Genomic DNA, 16,466 nt, shown 5'->3' with positions numbered 1-16,466 from the left:
CATTATGACCGATAAAAACGACATCCTGTTTGCCCGTGCCCAAAAGACCACGCCTGGTGGTGTGAACTCTCCTGTGCGCGCCTTCCGCTCCGTCGGTGGCACGCCGCGCTTCATCACGCGCGCTGCCGGTCCTTATTTCTGGGATGCAGAAGACAAGCGCTATATCGATTACATAGGCTCCTGGGGTCCCGCCATCGTCGGCCACGCGCACCCTGAAGTCATCAGCGCTGTACAGGAAGCAGCCGCTCGCGGCCTCAGTTTTGGCGCACCAACGGAGGGTGAGATCGAGATGGCAGAAGAAATCTGCAAACTCGTGCCCAGCATAGAACAGGTACGCCTGGTGTCCAGTGGAACAGAAGCCACCATGAGCGCCCTGCGCCTGGCGCGTGGCGCCACCAAACGCGACAAGATCATCAAGTTTGAAGGTTGCTATCACGGCCACGCAGATTCTTTACTGGTCAAGGCTGGCAGTGGCTTGCTCACATTTGGCAACCCAACTTCTGCCGGCGTGCCGGAAGACTTCAGCAAACACACCCTGGTGCTTGACTATAATAATTGCGAACAGTTGGAAGAAGTCTTCAAGTCCATCGGTGACCAGATCGCCTGCGTGATCGTTGAACCAGTCGCTGGCAATATGAACCTGATACGCGCCACGCAAGAATTCATCAATACCATGCGCAAGCTGTGTACTGCACATGGCAGCGTTTTGATTTTTGATGAAGTGATGTGCGGCTTCCGCGTGGGCCTGCATGGTGCGCAGGCATTGTATGGTGTGCAGGCTGACCTGACTTGTCTTGGCAAGGTCATCGGTGGTGGTTTGCCGGTAGCCGCCTTTGGTGGCCGCGCTGAGTTGATGGGGCACATGGCACCTTTGGGCGGCGTCTACCAGGCTGGCACTTTGTCGGGCAATCCGGTTGCCGTGGCAGCGGGCATGACTACCCTGAAAATTATCCAGCAGGCAGGCTTCTATGAAAACCTGACAGCGCAAACCCGCAAGCTGGTGGATGGACTGACTGCTGCTGCAAAAGCTGCCAACGTCAGCTTTTGCGCGGATGCCGTCGGTGGCATGTTTGGTCTGTATTTTGCCAATGAAATACCAGGTTCTTATGCCGCCATGATGGCCAGCGACAAGGAAAGATTCAACCGCTTCTTCCACCTGATGCTGGACCAGGGCGTTTACCTGGCACCATCTGCTTTTGAAGCAGGCTTCGTTTCTGCGCAACATGATGATGCCATCATTGCTGATACGATTGCTGCGGCTGAAAAAGCTTTCGCACAACTCTGATCCCCTGACTATCAGAGACTATAAGAGAGCTTGAGAATCAAGCTCTCTTATATATTAGCAGCTTCAGTTTTTCGATCTAAAATCCACCTGCCCTGGCCTGCCTGGCAAATTCAAATTCGCATGCGGCACCGGCGTCTGGCTGATGACTTTGCCGCGGCGCAGCACGTGGGTGCGGGTGGCGCGCAAACGTATTGCTTCCACCGGGTCGCTGGCGTCGAGTATCACCAGATCAGCATTGCAGCCGACTTCCAAACCATATCCTTCCAGGCCCAGTATACGCGCCGGTGCAGCAGTCACTGCCTGGAAACACTGACGCATGGCATCCTGACCGGTCATCTGCGCCACATGCAAACCCATTTGCGCGACTTCCAGCATGTCGCCAGAACCCAGGCTATACCAGGGATCCATCACGCAGTCATGGCCGAAGGCGACTTCTATGCCAGCGGCCAGCATCTCAGGCACGCGCGTCATGCCACGGCGTTTGGGGTAAGTGTCGTGACGGCCTTGCAGGGTGATATTAATCAGGGGATTGGCAATGGCTGCCACACCGGCTTCACGTATCAGAGGCAGTAATTTACTGACATAGTAATTATCCATGGAATGCATGGAGGTCAGGTGCGAACCAGCTACCCGCCCCTGCATGCCCAGCCTATGCGTGTGATAAGCCAGGGTTTCTATATGGCGTGACAAGGGGTCATCCGATTCATCGCAATGCATGTCGACCCGCAAACCTTTTTCAGCAGCGAACTCGCATAGCAGGCGTACCGATTCGGCACCGTCGGCCATAGTGCGTTCAAAATGCGGTATGCCGCCGACCACATCCACCCCCATGGCGATGGAACGCTTGAGATTATCCATGGCCGTAGTGCTACGTAAGATACCATCTTGCGGAAAGGCCACCAGTTGCAAATCCAGATAAGGTGCAACCCGGCGTTTTACTTCCAGCAAGGCTTCTACGGCCAGCAAACGGTCGTCGCAAATGTCCACATGCGAACGCACCGCCAGCAAACCCCGCCCCACTGCCCAGTCGCAATAACGCATGGCCCGCTCGACCAGCGCTTCTTGCGTCAGCATAGGCTTAAGCTCCCCCCACAAGGCTATGCCTTCCAATAAAGTGCCAGACTGGTTAACACGTGGCAAACCGTAACTGAGCACGGCATCCATGTGGAAATGGGCATCAACAAATGGTGGCGTCACCAGGTTGCCATTGGCATGGATTTCTTCTGCCGCGCTGACGGGCAAAGCCATATCAAGCGCGACTATGCGGCCATCCTGGATAGCGATATCGATACCCTTGCGACCATCTGGCAAACTGGCATTGCGAATGACAAGATCGTTCATCAGAAATCTCTCTATATGATTAGTACATAGTTATTGCAGAAAATATGCGCCATGAACCTCATCCTGCGTCATAATCTTGGCACAGAAAGGCAGGAATCTTATGGCAACAATGAAGCAAGTCGCAGAGAAAGCCAGGGTTTCAACAACCACGGTTTCTCACGTCATCAATAATACCCGTGTCGTCAGTGAAGATGCACGTGAACGTGTGCTGGCCGTGATCCAGGAATTGCGCTACATCCCAAGCGCTGTTGCCCGCAGCCTCAAAAACGATCGCACCCACACCCTGGGCATGATGATACCGAATAACTCCAATCCCTATTTTGCAGAAATCATACAGGGCATAGAAGACGCTTCATTTAAGCTGGGCTATAACATCATTCTGTGCAATTCCTATGATGATCCGAAAAAGCAAGCAGCTTATATCCGGGTGCTGATGGAGAAACGTATTGATGGACTGATCCTGGTATCGTCGGGATCAGATGAAGAACTGACGCAATTGCTGGCTGACGAAGGCATACCCAAGGTGCTGGTGGATCGTGAAGTGTCGGGTGTAGTGGCCGACTTTATCGAAGCTGACCATGAACAGGGTGGCTACGAAGCGACCCGCTACTTGATAGGACTGGGTCACAAGCGCATTGCCTGCGTTGCCGGACCCGACATACTGCTACCCAGCGGTGATCGCGTCACCGGCTATCGCCGTGCCTTGCAAGAAGCCGGACTTGAATTCAACAGCGCATATCTGCTGCATGCTGACTTTACCAGTCAGGGCGGTTTTAACGCCTTCCAGCAATTGCTAGCGCTGCCACAGCGGCCCACAGCTATTTTTGCCAGCAATGATTTGATGGCGATAGGCGGCATCAGGGCAGCCAATGAAGCCGGCATCAAGATACCGGAAGCCTTGTCTGTCATCGGTTACGATGATATTGCCCTGGCCTCGTTCAGCACCCCACCATTGACGACAATAGCGCAGCCCAAGCAAGCCATAGGCAACCTCACGGCACAAATACTGGTCAACCGCATTGTTGACCCGGAAGCGCCATTAAGGCGAGAAATGTTGAAGTCACAACTGGTGATACGGCAATCAACTGCCAGCATACCCTGTGCTGAGTAAAGCTTTGGAACTTACCCGATAGAATTAATCAACACCTGCAACAATATCAAAATAATCATGGGAGAAAAATCCAGGCCACCGATGGCAGGGATCAGCTTCCTCACTGGTTTCAGGAAAGGCTCGTTCAAAGCCCGGACAAAAGGAGCGAAAGGCGCACTGGGGTTTACCCAGCTAAACAATACCTCCAGCAACAGCAAGGCCATAATCTCATAAATTACCCATTGCGCCAACGTGATGCCGGCAATTATGAAAACCTGTTCGATCAAGAATACGGGGGAAATCATCCAGACGATAAAGCCTGCTGCAACCAAGGCAACCAGTATGGCAGCGAGCAGAGTCGCCCAATCGTAACCGGCAAAACCGGGAATGATGCGCCGGATAGGATGCACCAGCCAATCTGTCAATTTGAAAATTGCTTGCGCCAGCGCTGCAGGAGGCCGAATTCGCTGCGCCTGCATCCAGAAACGTAGCAACAGAAAGCCAGCAAATATTCCCGTGACAGCTTTGATAACATAAATTAAATTATTAAGTAACACGACACACCCTTAAAAAAAACCCACTGCATGACGAATCAAACAGTGGGTATTGTGCCTGAATAAAACCAGGCCACCAAGCATATCAAGGATTACGCTGGGCGATTACCAGTTGGGAAAGGCCATGCTGCATTTGGACTAACAACGGTTTTTGCATCAGGTGTCGCTGGTTTTGCTGGAGCGGCCTTTTTTGCGGCTGGCTTAGCCGCGGCTTTTTTTGCTGCTGGCTTTGCTGCTGCTGGCTTAGCGGCTTTGGCTGCTGCAGGTTTGGCAGCTGGCTTCGCTGCTGGTTTTGCCGCTTTAACTGCTGCTGGCTTAGCTGCTTTAGCAGGCTTGGCGGCAGCTTTTGCTGCTGGTTTAGCTGCTGGTTTAGCTGCTGCCTTAGTTGCTTTAGCCGCTGGCTTGGCTACTGCTTTAGCTGCTGCTTTTTTCGCTACTGGCTTAGCGGCTGCTTTTTTAGCTGCTGCTGGTTTGGCTGCTGCCTTAGTAGCTTTCGCTGCTGGCTTAGCAGCTGCCTTGGTTGCTTTCGCTGCTGGCTTAGCTGCTGCTTTTTTAGCTACTGGTTTAGCTGCCTTGGCTGCTTTAGCTGCTGGCTTAGCTGCTGCCTTGGTTGCTTTCGCTGCTGGCTTAGCGGCTGCTTTTTTAGCTACTGGTTTAGCTGCCTTGGCTGCTGGTTTAGCAGCTGCCTTGGTTGCTTTCGCTGCTGGCTTGGCTGCTGCTTTTTTAGCTACGGCTGGTTTGGCTGCTGCCTTGGTTGCCTTAGCTGCTGGCTTGGCTGCTGCTTTTTTAGCTGCTGCTGGTTTAGCTGCTGCTTTAGCTGCTTTAGCTGCTGGTTTAGCTGCAGCTTTTGCTGCTGGCTTGGCCGCTGCTTTTTTTGCTGCCGCTGGTTTAGCTGCTGCCTTAGTTGCTTTAGCTGCTGGCTTAGCTGCAGCTTTTGCTGCTGGCTTGGCCGCTACTTTTTTCGCTGCTGCTGGTTTAGCTGCGGCTTTTTTTGCAGCAGGCTTCTTGGCTGCTACTGGTTCGTCCGGGGACGGTTGTGGTGCTGTTGCCATTTTGTTTCTCCTTCGATTGAGATGGAAAAAAATCAGATAAAAATTAAATCCGCTCGATCCATTCAAGCGGATTATTCATCGGCACAAACATGATCGCTGTTTGCGCTAATGAATTCTGCACCGGCCGAACTGCTCCATCCCCTCTATTGATGGGGCACTTCAGCCATCCTGGTTTGCTTTAGAACCTGCTTATGATCTTACTGCGCGGACGTGATCGGGGCTCATGCGCTGCTCAAAATGCTCATGTACTAGAGTACATTCCGCTTTTTGCGCTGCTCTTCGCCCCGCTGACGACCGCTCGCTACAGATCATAAACAGGTTCCACGCCGGCTCCTCGCCTGGCGGCAAACCCAAAAACGCCCGCATTAAAGCAGACGCCGGTATCCTTTTGCGAAATACAAAGACCAATAGCCACAATACCCAGTGTAGCCAGGTATTGCGGCACTAACAGTTCAAAACAATGTTGTCTATGACTGTCCATTCAGTTTGGTGAGGCCTCTCGCGTTTTACATCTTGTGCAAATCATGAGCAATCCCGGGGGGACACTGACAGCTTGCGGCGTTTCCTGATTTGATGATTTGCTGTGTTTGCATTTCCTATCTGGGGTCTTGCAAACCCAAATTCAACATCACATCAAAACTTCAATCACATGCTCGCACTACTTGATCAGAAATCCCTGACCCGGATTTTGGCGATCGCTTGTTCAGCAATTATTCCCAGTTGAGGGCTCCGCCAGTTTGATACTCAATTACACGTGTCTCAAAAAAGTTGCGCTCTTTTTTCAGGTCTATCATTTCACTCATCCAAGGGAAAGGATTTTCTTCCTGAGGGAACAGCGTTTCGAGACCAATTTGTTGTGCGCGGCGATTTGCAATGAAGCGTAAATAACCCTTGAACATTGGCGCATTCAAACCGAGCACTCCACGCGGCATTGTATCCTCTGCGTAACGATATTCCAACTCCACAGCACGCAAAAACAACGATTTAATTTCATCACGAAATGCTGGCGTCCACAAATGCGGATTTTCCATCTTAATTGTATTGATTAAATCGATCCCGAAATTGCAATGCATCGATTCGTCGCGCAAGATGTATTGATATTGTTCTGCCGCGCCCATCATTTTATTTTGACGACCAAGCGCCAGAATTTGTGTGAAGCCAACATAGAAGAACAGACCTTCCATCAGGCAGGCAAATACGATCAGGGACTTGAGCAAAGTCTGATCTGCCTCGGTGGTGCCAGTCTTGAATGCAGGATCAGTTAACACGTCGATGAAAGGAATCAGGAACTGATCCTTGTCGCGAATGGAATCAACTTCATTGTAGGCGTTGAAGATTTCTGCTTCATCCAGACCCAGCGATTCAACGATGTATTGATAAGCGTGAGTATGAATCGCTTCTTCAAATGCCTGACGCAACAAATACTGGCGGCATTCCGGTGCCGTGATATGGCGGTAAGTGCCGAGCACGATATTGTTGGCAGCCAGGGAATCAGCGGTGACAAAGAAACCAAGATTACGTTTCACCAGTCGACGCTCATCTTCGGTCAGACCATTTGGGTCTTTCCAGAGTTCAATATCACGCTGCATATTGATCTCTTGCGGCATCCAGTGATTAGCGCAACCTGCCAGATATTTATCCCAGGCCCATTTGTATTTGAAGGGGACCAACTGATTCACGTCGGTGGTGCCATTGATAATGCGCTTGTCAGCAGCATTGACACGGCGCGTCACATTTTCAGCAGCGATTGCGACTGGCTTATTGACCAGCGCAGGATTGAGAGCGACTTCCTGTGTTTGCAAACGTGGCTGCAAATCCATGCCGCTTACCTGACGTGGTGCTGGCGTTGCCGCGCTCGCCGGAGCTGCCGGCTGGACTTCATCATCCCAAGATAACATTATCTATTTCCTTACTTTTTGTAACAGCTTGTTCTTCAAGGGAAGAAGCAAGGCTTCTTCCCGCAATCTCTTGACACTTATTGGCAAGCTTCGCACTCTTCAAAACCGGCATCACCTGGACGCAACATACAGGCCGGGCCATCGGTTTCCTGAGCTGGTGCTGCGACATAGCCACCACCACTACCATCCACCCCAACCGCATTCAATGCACCTGTTTTGCTGGTAGATTTTTCAGTGTGCGTTGCACCTATGGTACGCAGGTAGTAAGTGGTTTTCAAACCACGCAACCATGCCAGCTTGTAAGTCTCGTCCAGTTTCTTGCCGGACGCGCCTGCCATATAGATGTTCAGGGACTGTGCCTGGTCTATCCATTTTTGACGACGCGCAGCCGCCTCGACCAGCCAGGACGGGCTGATTTCAAATGCAGTTGCATACAGGGCACGCAGATCTTCCGGGATGCGATCAATGCGGGCCAGGCTGCCATCAAAGTATTTCAGGTCAGAGATCATGACTTCATCCCACATGCCGCGGTCTTTCAGATCGCGCACCAGATGTTCATTGATCTCGGTAAATTCACCGGATAAATTCGACTTCACATACAGGTTTTGGTAAGTCGGCTCGATACAGGCAGCTACACCAATAATGTTAGAAATTGTTGCAGTCGGCGCAATCGCCACGCAATTGGAATTGCGCATACCAAATTTCTTGATGCGGTCACGCAGTGGGTACCAGTCCATGGTTTCTGAGAAATCTGCTTCCAGATAACCGCCGCGTTCTTCGGCCAGCATCTTCAGGGAGTCTTGCGGCAGGATGCCACGGTCCCACAAAGAGCCAGGATAAGAACTGTAACGGCCACGCTCCTCAGCCAGTTCAGTCGATGCCCAATATGCGTAATAGCAAACGGCTTCCATGGAAGTATCAGCGAACTGTACGGCATCCATCGATGCATAAGGGATGCGCATCATGTGCAGGCAATCCTGGAAACCCATGATACCCATACCGACAGGACGGTGGCGCAAATTGGAATCGCGTGCCTTCTTCACTGCATAGTAGTTGATGTCGATGACGTTATCCAGCATACGCATCGCTGTACGCACAGTTTTTTGTAATTTAATGTGATCCAGCTTGCCGTCTTTCATGTGGGCAGGCATGTTGACCGAACCCAGATTACATACAGCGATCTCGCTATCGTTGGTGTTCAGAGTGATTTCTGTACACAAGTTCGAACTGTGGACTACGCCGACATGTTGTTGTGGCGAGCGGATATTGCAAGGATCTTTGAAGGTGATCCATGGGTGACCAGTTTCAAACAGCATGGACAGCATCTTGCGCCACAAGTCCAGCGCAGGGATTTTTTTCGACAGCGTCAGTTCACCATTGGCGGCTTTTGCTTCATAAGCGACATACGCCACTTCAAAAGCCTTACCAAATTTGTCATGCAGGTCTGGTACATCGGATGGCGAGAACAAGGTCCAGTCGCCTTTTTCCATGACACGCTTCATGAACAGGTCAGGAATCCAGTTCGAGGTATTCATGTCATGCGTACGGCGACGGTCATCGCCTGTGTTCTTGCGCAGATCGAGAAACTCTTCGATATCCATGTGCCAGGTTTCCAGATAGGCACACACTGCACCCTTGCGTTTACCACCCTGGTTAACAGCCACCGCCGTATCGTTGACGACTTTCAGGAAAGGTACAACACCCTGGGATTTACCGTTCGTGCCTTTAATATGCGCACCGAGCGAGCGTACTGGCGTCCAGTCATTGCCCAAGCCACCTGCATATTTTGCCAGCAGTGCGTTTTCCTTGATGGCTTCGTAGATGCCATCAAGGTCATCAGCAACTGTCGTCAGGTAGCAAGAAGACAGTTGTGAACGCTGGGTGCCGGAATTGAACAGGGTCGGTGTCGAGCTCATGAAGTCAAAGCTGGACAAGAGATTGTAAAATTCTATTGCGCGGGTTTCGCGATCGATTTCGTTCAGGGACAGGCCCATCGCTACACGCATATAGAAAGCCTGAGGCATTTCTATTCGGGTACCACGTACATGCAGGAAGTATCGGTCATACAAGGTTTGCAAACCGATGTAACCAAATTGCAGATCGCGGTCAGCAACCAGAGCATTCGCCAGTTTCTTCAAATCAAACTGCCCCAGTTTGGCATCCAGTAAATCTGCTTCGATACCCTTCTTGATGAATTTCGGGAAATACTCCAGATATTCTGCAGCAGCATCCTGTTGCGCCACTTCTTTGCCAAACACCTCTTTACGGACCGTATGTAAGAGCAAACGTGCCGTGACCTGGCTGTAGGCCGGTTCTTTTTCCATCAGCGCGCGGGCGGCCAGGATGGCGGATTTATACAATTCTTCTACCGGTACGCCGTCGTACAGGTTTTTCAAAGTCTCGGCCAGAATCGCATCTGGATCCGCCAGTTTGTCGAGACCCAGGCAGGCAGCGGCAATCATCTTGCGTACTTCTGCCACGTCCAGCGGACGAGGCTGTCCATCAACAATCACATGTAATTGTGGTGCGGCGGCTTCTACATGGCCAGGCGCATCGTTGACACGGCGACGCTCTTCCATTCGTTTGGCACGGTACAAGACATAAGAACGGGCGACATCATGTTCGCCTGAGCGCATCAGCGCCAGTTCAACCTGGTCTTGCACATCTTCTATGTGGAAAGTACCACCGGCAGGCTGGCGACGCAGCAAGGCGGCAACCACGCTGGCTGTCAATTGCTCAACCAGCTCGCGTATCCGGGCCGACTCTGCACCATGTCCACCGTTCACCGCCAGGAATGCCTTGGTCATGGCGATGGCGATCTTGGATGGCTCAAAGCCAACCACGGAACCATTACGGCGAATGATGCGGTATTCGCTATAACTGTTCAGGCTGGCGGCAGCAGGTGTGGCTGCGGCATGCAAGCCTGAGCCCAGTTCTGGCTTGGACAAAGTGGATATTTCGTTAGAAGAGTGCATTGATCCTCCGGATGCGGTGTTATTTTTTGCCAGCAAAGTTCATGGATACAGAACTCAGCCAGTCAGGGGGTTAAACGGGATACGCGCAATACTGTAGCTATCCGGACAGGACGAAAATTCGTGATATCCGGTTTATTTTGTTCACATCATTCGCCAGACAATTGCAAAACAAGAGGGGAAATTGAAGCAAGGCAAGAAAACAAGTAAATCTTCGAAACCACTACATCTAGTGCGCTATTTTTTATTTGCCCTAATTCTAGTGCCCCATCTAGTCATATGCAACCGCTTTTTATTTAAATAATTGAATTATTTTTTTCATTAAAAGGGCGTTTAGGTGTTGACTTTCGCAAAGCCTAGAAAAGCACGAGCACAGACGCGAGTGGGCACTAACATGCATGAACGATGTGAGATGCATCTTCCTGCTTAGCAGGATCAGGAAGATGATCATGTAGATACCAATGAGTAATCGTGAGCAAGAAAACGACATGCAACTTGTCCTGACGGCCAAGCCACGCTCAAGTGCTGTTGGTCACGAATGACAGTAAAAAGATTTATTCCTGAATTTTCAATTTCTGAATTTGATAACGCAACTGCCGGAAACTGACGCCAAGCAACTCTGCCGCCTGGGTACGGTTATTCCTGGTCTGATGCAAGGCACGTCTTATCATTTCGCGTTCAACGTTTTCCAGAAAATCGGGCAGGGAGCAAGGCAAACTCGGTGCGGAAAATACATCAATCTCGGCAACATGTGCCAACTCGTGCACTATACTGGCACTGGCTGGGGGAATTTCTGCCGGGGTTACTGGCATAACCAATATTTCCGGCATTTTTCTGGTGCCACGCAAGGCTAGGTCGGTTACTTCTATACAACCATCATTGGCAAATGCAATGGCACGCTCAAGTATGTTTTCCAGTTCACGGACATTACCAGGAAAATCATAACTGATTAATGCATCAATAGCCTCGACCGACATATCAATGTCACTGCCTGTGAGTTTTTTCAGGATATTGCGGGATAGCTCAACGATATCTTCCAGCCGCTCACGCAAAGGTGGCAGATGCAATTCGATGACATTCAGGCGGTAATACAAATCTTGCCGGAAGCGCCCCTCTTCTACACAGATAGCCAGGTTTTGGTGTGTGGCACTAATGATGCGTACATCCACCGCCTCTTCTACGGTAGCCCCCACTTTGCGAACCCGTCTTTCCTGTATGGCACGTAACAGCTTGACTTGCATGGCTAAGGGCAAGTCAGCCACCTCGTCAAGCATCAAGGTGCCACCATTGGCCGCTTGAAAAAAACCATCCCTGTCATCAGCAGCGCCAGTAAACGCGCCCTTTCTATAGCCAAAGAATTCAGCTTCCATGAGCGTTTCAGGAATCGCGCCACAGTTGACGGCAATAAAGGGTTTGTCTGCTCTGGCACTACTGGTATGAATTTCCCTGGCTGCCAACTCCTTGCCACTGCCAGACTCACCAGTAATGATAACCGGTGCCATGCTGCGCGCCAGGCGACTGATCTGCGCCCTGACCTCCTGCATGCCTTGCGACTGACCTATCATGAAAGAATTGGCAGGGACTGCCCGTTTTTCAGGCGCTGTCTGCTGCTCTTTCTGGACCTCACTGGTTTGCAAGGCGGACCTGACCAACTTGCGCAACTGGTCCAGGGCCACCGGTTTGGATACATAATCGAAAGCACCAGCCTTCAAGGCAACTACCGCATTGTCGGCACTACCGAATGCGGTAATCACGGCAATCGGCGTGTTCTTATAGTTGGCATTGATTTCTTGTACCAGCTCCATGCCAGAGCCATCAGGCAGGCGCATGTCTGTCAGCACTAGCGCGTAACTATATCTGGCAAGATGGCTGCGCGCCAAAGCCAGGGTCTCTGCACTGTCCACATCCAGCCCCATCTTGATCAGCGTAATTTCCAGCAATTCGCGCAGATGCGCCTCATCGTCGACCACCAGGATACGGGGACAGCTCGTAACTTCATTCATACTCATGCACTATATCCAGAGAAATTAATTACAAAACGTCCACTAGGCTCGGCCTTGCCGTCTCCGGCTTCTTCCACCCTGTACTCATAATCAAGCAAGGCACGGTTATTCAAACACAATTCCCTGGCCATGTACAAGCCCAGACCAGTGCCCATGCGCGATGTTGTGTAGAAAGGCTCAAATAAGTGCGAACGGACATCATAAGGAATGGCCGGGCCATCATCTTGTATATGCAATTCCTGGCGACCGCTGGAATTGACCTGGGCAAACAATTTGATACTACCTGCTTGCCCGCTGGCATAACGTATCGCATTCGACAAAAGATTCAAGACTACTTCACGCAGGTGGCTGGGATCAAAGTCGATCATGAAATTCTTGTCTGTCACTACCACGATCAGATCAGTGGCTAAACCTCGGGTTTCGACAAAGTCTCTGACCATTTCCGTGATCAGATCCATGACATAGTAAGGCGAAACATCCGACTGAGCCTTGCGTGACAGCTTCAAAATATCTTCAATGAGTTGATTCAGGCGCGCCACATTGTCATCAACAATTTTCAGCAAGCGACTTGCCTGCTTGCTGTCCTGCCCCAGACTATCAAGGTCTTCATTGAGCAAAGAGGCAGCATAGGAAATTGATGACAGTGGATTGCGCACCTCATGCGCAATACTGGCCGTCAGGCGTCCCATGGAAGCCAGTTTTAATTGCTGAGCCTGGTTTTCTATATCGGATACGTCCTGCATGAAGACGATAGTGTAAGTGTCGGCCCGGTCTTTCAAAGCACCGGCATTGACGCCCTTGATGGCGACGAAACGCAGTTTGAGGTGCGTGACAAAGTGCGGTCGCTCGCGTTCAAAGCGCTCACGGCTTGCAGTATCGGCAGCCAGCTCACCCAGTTCAGGGCGGACATCATCCAGATAACAGCGTATGGATACGAAAGATATTTCTTCCTCTTTACGTCTATCCGAAAAACTGGGGCGCCCTTTCATGCCGTTCAGGATTTCAGAGACGGGACGCAAAGGGGCAATATCGGCGAGTTCCACTCCTATCATCTCCTTGGTCAGACTTCCTCCCAGCATACGCACTGCCGCCGGATTGATTTCAAACATACAGGCATTCTGGTCAAGCACCAGAATGCCATCTCCCATATCTGCAATGACCAGTTGATTAATAGCCTGCTGTATGGCCAGCGCGTTACCACGCTGAGCTGCCAGTTGCTCCTGGTTGATGAGATTATGGGCAAGACGATTGACCACTGAAACTACTGCAAAATAGGCGGCACCAAGCAGGCCTGCCTGCGACAAAGGTGTTCCTTCTTCCAGTTGCAAATAATGATAGCCGCTCTCTATCAATAAAAACAGAACGACGATGGAAGTAAAAAAGAAAGACCAGATCAATGGGCTGAGTATCGCGGCACCCGCCAAAGGAAACAGGTACAAAATCCCCAAACCACTTTTAGTGCCACCTCCAGCCAGATACATGACGGAAATAATGGTAATGTCCAGCAATATCTGTGTGCTCAGTTGCCACATGAAGCGGCGTGGATACAATTGCTTGAGCACCAAAAAGCCAACAGCAACCAGCAGATAGATCAAGCCTATGTCGCGACCAAACAAATGCTCAAACGCCCAGACATCCTTGTCACTGCGCAAGCTCAGCAAGATCAGCAAGCTGGCAGCTACCACCACGCGTGATGCATTCAGCGTTTGTAATGAACGCCAGAACGAATGGGAGGGCTCAACTGCGACAGAGTGAAGTTCAGACATCAGTATCCTGATTGGATGTCAGCTTCATGCGAGATCTGCATGTTCTTTACTACAATACACTTGCTCGCCGCGCTGCACAGCTTCTGACGCGGGCAGATAAATCTGGCAATGCGCGCAGCAAACCATGGCCTCGGCAGATGCAGGATTTTGCGGGTCGGGCCTAGATGTCGTTGCTACCGGACTGCGTGGCGGCTGCATTTTCTTCTTCAGAGCCAGGATGATCAGCACCAGCAAACCCAACCAGAACAAAATTCTCATGACAGGCTCCTGTGCAATAAGACTTCCAGGACAAAGCGGCTACCGACATAGGCCAGTAGCAAGGTGACAAAGCCTGACAAGGTGAAGCTCAGTACAGTCTTGCCACGCCAGCCACGCCAATAGCGCCCGGTCAGCAAGATGGCAAACAAGAGCCATGACAAAAGAGACAACAAGGTCTTGTGATCCCATTTAAAGGCAACACCCAGTACCTGCTCTGAAAATATCACGCCCGACAAAACAGTCAGTGTCAATAAGACAAAACCAAACAGCACAAAACGAAACAGGATTTTTTCCATGGTCAGCAAGGCAGGCAATCTGTCGACCAGTTTGTTGAGCCACTCTGCTTGTTGAGTAGCGCGCAATTGATGCAAATGTTTATCTTGCACCGTCATGACGAGCGCATGAAAAGCTGCAATGGTCAGTGTGCTATACGCCAGCATGGCAATCACCACATGCCAGGGGAACATGGGGGTCTTGCCTGCCAAAGCAATCAAATTACCAGGGAAGAAACTGGGCAAGACAGCCATTACGGCGGCATTCGGCATCAACAGCAGACGCAAACCGTCAAGAGCGGCATTTCGATTCTCCAGCCAGCAAACAAACACCGACACCCATAAGGCTGCCGACAACATGACGGCAAAGCCCACTCTGAGCGCATGATCAGGAAAAATTGTCAGCCATAATGCCAAACCATGCGTCAGCCAGGCCAGGCCACTGACGACACTGCCCAGCGTCAGCCTGCTTCCAGGCACGATGACGCTCACTATATATAAGGCGGCGGCAAGAAATGATAGATAGATTTGCATGGGCCAAGTTTACACCATGTCGCATGAAATTTGGATTATGCACATTCTGCAGCCTCCACAGCTCGCTCCTAGCCTGTCACGGGATTGATCGAAGACAAAGTTTTTTGATATTTCTTGATCTTGTCGTACAGGGTTTTCTTGGGTATACCAAGCAATTCGGCCGCCGCAGCCACATTATTGGCGTTCTTTTCCAATGCACTCTGGATCAGACTGGCTTCATACGCGTCCAGCTTCTCAGGCAGCTTGGTCTCTGTCGCTGGCTGAGCATGGTTACTTTGCAGCACAGGCACATCACCAAACTCGAGTACCCCTAAAACCAGTTGATCTGCAAAATTGCGCAACTCGCGTACATTGCCCTGCCAGTCAGCCTGCATCCAGTGCTGCATTTGAGAAGCGGACCAGACCGGTACTTGTCTTTGGTAGCGCAGTGCTGCCCTCTGTACAAAATACGAAAGCAACAAGGGAATGTCTTCGCGCCGTTCATTCAGCCTGGGCAAATGCATGGTAATGACACTGAGACGGTAATACAAGTCTTCACGAAATTGTCCTTGCGCACTGAGTTTCAACAAATCAGTTTTGGTGGCCGCGATGATACGGCAATCCAGTACGATGGATTGATTGCCGCCCAGCCGTTCCAGGCTGCGCTCTTGCAAAACCCTGAGTAACTTGATTTGCAGGTTCAGCGGCATACTTTCAATTTCATCAAGAAATACCGTGCCGCCATGTGCATATTCCAGCTTGCCTATGCGGCGTTTCTGGGCGCTAGTGAAGGCACCAGCCTCATGCCCAAAGATCTCACTCTCGAATACCGACTCTGGCAAAGCGCCACAATTGATCGCCACAAATTCGCCTTTGCAGCCACTGGCCAGGTGCAGTTGCCGCGCCACGACTTCCTTGCCAGACCCGGTTGCGCCATTAATCAATACATCAATCTGAGTGGGACCTATGCTTTGTATGAATTTCCTGACCTTTTCTATTTGCGTGCTTTGCCCTATAAGATCTGGTGTTGCAGCATGGGTCAACCACGATAATTTGAGCTTGCGATTTTCCATGACCAGCCGTCTTTTTTCCTGAGCGCGCAGGCAGGCGTCCAGCAGCCGTTCGGCAGCGAAAGGTTTTTCCAGAAAATCATAAGCACCATGGCGCATGGCATCTACCGCCATACTGACATCACCATGACCGGTAATGATGATGACGGGCAGTTCTGCATCGATGCTGCGTGCTTTTTCCAGCACTTCCAGCCCAGACTTGCCGGGTAAACGAACGTCGGTAACGATAATGCCAGCAAAATCAGCCTTGATATAAGCATCAGCCATTTCAGCACTGGCGCAAGCCTGCACCCCAAAACCACCAAGTTCCAGTGTCTGGGTGGTTGCCAGGCGTACTGCCTGCTCATCCTCTATTAATATAGCGAGCATTTCAGTCATTGTGTTTCCTTACT

The 16,466-nt window shown here is 51.0% G+C and carries 12 protein-coding genes; 3 read left to right on the top strand and 9 right to left on the bottom strand.

Annotation, left to right across the window (positions count from 1 at the left end; translation table 11 throughout):
- Nucleotides 1-4 precede the first annotated feature (4 nt).
- Nucleotides 5-1,285, top strand: coding sequence for a glutamate-1-semialdehyde 2,1-aminomutase (hemL, locus tag H8L47_RS04905; RefSeq protein ID WP_186952117.1), 1,281 nt, complete (start codon nt 5-7; stop codon nt 1,283-1,285).
- 63 nt (nt 1,286-1,348) lie between these two features.
- Here the strand turns inward: hemL and H8L47_RS04900 are convergent, their stop codons facing one another.
- Nucleotides 1,349-2,626 carry an amidohydrolase family protein gene (locus H8L47_RS04900; protein ID WP_186952116.1) on the bottom strand — a complete coding sequence of 426 codons (1,278 nt, stop codon included), beginning with the start codon at nt 2,624-2,626 and terminating at the stop codon, nt 1,349-1,351.
- Nucleotides 2,627-2,726: 100 nt separating this feature from the next.
- On the opposite strand from H8L47_RS04900, the gene H8L47_RS04895 reads away from it, so the two are divergent.
- A complete protein-coding gene (locus H8L47_RS04895) occupies nt 2,727-3,737 on the top strand; it encodes a LacI family DNA-binding transcriptional regulator (protein WP_186952115.1) in 1,011 nt (336 codons plus the stop codon).
- An 11-nt stretch (nt 3,738-3,748) separates the two neighbouring features.
- Here H8L47_RS04895 and H8L47_RS04890 read toward each other — a convergent pair whose 3' ends face one another.
- Nucleotides 3,749-4,273, bottom strand: a complete 525-nt coding sequence (locus H8L47_RS04890) for a YggT family protein (RefSeq protein WP_305258151.1) — start codon at nt 4,271-4,273, stop codon at nt 3,749-3,751.
- Nucleotides 4,274-4,522: 249 nt separating this feature from the next.
- On the opposite strand from H8L47_RS04890, the gene H8L47_RS30205 reads away from it, so the two are divergent.
- On the top strand, nt 4,523-5,362 hold the full coding sequence (locus H8L47_RS30205) for a hypothetical protein (protein WP_186952114.1): 840 nt from the start codon (nt 4,523-4,525) through the stop codon (nt 5,360-5,362).
- A 670-nt stretch (nt 5,363-6,032) separates the two neighbouring features.
- Here H8L47_RS30205 and H8L47_RS04880 read toward each other — a convergent pair.
- The 7 genes from H8L47_RS04880 to H8L47_RS04850 form a co-directional block, all read right to left on the bottom strand.
- Complete coding sequence (locus H8L47_RS04880; protein WP_186952113.1) at nt 6,033-7,220, bottom strand: ribonucleotide-diphosphate reductase subunit beta; 1,188 nt, start codon at nt 7,218-7,220, stop codon at nt 6,033-6,035.
- Nucleotides 7,221-7,297: 77 nt separating this feature from the next.
- Entirely contained in the window at nt 7,298-10,195 is a 2,898-nt protein-coding gene (locus H8L47_RS04875; RefSeq protein ID WP_186952112.1) for a ribonucleoside-diphosphate reductase subunit alpha, read from the bottom strand.
- A 551-nt stretch (nt 10,196-10,746) separates the two neighbouring features.
- Nucleotides 10,747-12,201: a sigma-54-dependent transcriptional regulator gene (locus tag H8L47_RS04870; protein ID WP_329605431.1), complete on the bottom strand. Its 1,455-nt coding sequence runs from the start codon at nt 12,199-12,201 to the stop codon at nt 10,747-10,749.
- Nucleotides 12,198-13,961: a sensor histidine kinase gene (locus H8L47_RS04865; RefSeq protein WP_186952111.1), complete on the bottom strand. Its 1,764-nt coding sequence runs from the start codon at nt 13,959-13,961 to the stop codon at nt 12,198-12,200. Before H8L47_RS04865 ends, H8L47_RS04870 begins: the two co-directional genes overlap by 4 nt.
- 24 nt (nt 13,962-13,985) lie before the next feature.
- Nucleotides 13,986-14,219: a PP0621 family protein gene (locus H8L47_RS04860; RefSeq protein WP_186952110.1), complete on the bottom strand. Its 234-nt coding sequence runs from the start codon at nt 14,217-14,219 to the stop codon at nt 13,986-13,988.
- Nucleotides 14,216-15,025, bottom strand: coding sequence for a cytochrome C assembly family protein (locus tag H8L47_RS04855; protein ID WP_186952109.1), 810 nt, complete (start codon nt 15,023-15,025; stop codon nt 14,216-14,218). The genes H8L47_RS04860 and H8L47_RS04855 overlap by 4 nt, the downstream gene beginning before the upstream one ends.
- A 68-nt stretch (nt 15,026-15,093) precedes the next feature.
- Nucleotides 15,094-16,452 (bottom strand): sigma-54-dependent transcriptional regulator, encoded by a 1,359-nt coding sequence (locus H8L47_RS04850; RefSeq protein WP_230413595.1) that lies wholly within the window; start codon nt 16,450-16,452, stop codon nt 15,094-15,096.
- Nucleotides 16,453-16,466: the final 14 nt, after the last annotated feature.

Origin of the sequence: Undibacterium umbellatum (assembly GCF_014284125.1) — a bacterium.
Classification (GTDB): Bacteria; Pseudomonadota; Gammaproteobacteria; order Burkholderiales; family Burkholderiaceae_D; genus Undibacterium; species Undibacterium umbellatum.
This window is presented reverse-complemented; position numbering and strand designations above follow the sequence as displayed.

Coding starts and splice junctions, on each gene's coding strand:
- hemL (WP_186952117.1), top strand. CDS start 5: ATGACCGATAAAAACGACATCCTGTTTGCCCGTGCCCAAAAGACCACG.
- H8L47_RS04900 (WP_186952116.1), bottom strand. CDS start 2,626: ATGAACGATCTTGTCATTCGCAATGCCAGTTTGCCAGATGGTCGCAAG.
- H8L47_RS04895 (WP_186952115.1), top strand. CDS start 2,727: ATGGCAACAATGAAGCAAGTCGCAGAGAAAGCCAGGGTTTCAACAACC.
- H8L47_RS04880 (WP_186952113.1), bottom strand. CDS start 7,220: ATGTTATCTTGGGATGATGAAGTCCAGCCGGCAGCTCCGGCGAGCGCG.
- H8L47_RS04875 (WP_186952112.1), bottom strand. CDS start 10,195: ATGCACTCTTCTAACGAAATATCCACTTTGTCCAAGCCAGAACTGGGC.
- H8L47_RS04870 (WP_329605431.1), bottom strand. CDS start 12,201: ATGAGTATGAATGAAGTTACGAGCTGTCCCCGTATCCTGGTGGTCGAC.
- H8L47_RS04865 (WP_186952111.1), bottom strand. CDS start 13,961: ATGTCTGAACTTCACTCTGTCGCAGTTGAGCCCTCCCATTCGTTCTGG.
- H8L47_RS04860 (WP_186952110.1), bottom strand. CDS start 14,219: ATGAGAATTTTGTTCTGGTTGGGTTTGCTGGTGCTGATCATCCTGGCT.
- H8L47_RS04855 (WP_186952109.1), bottom strand. CDS start 15,025: ATGCAAATCTATCTATCATTTCTTGCCGCCGCCTTATATATAGTGAGC.
- H8L47_RS04850 (WP_230413595.1), bottom strand. CDS start 16,452: ATGACTGAAATGCTCGCTATATTAATAGAGGATGAGCAGGCAGTACGC.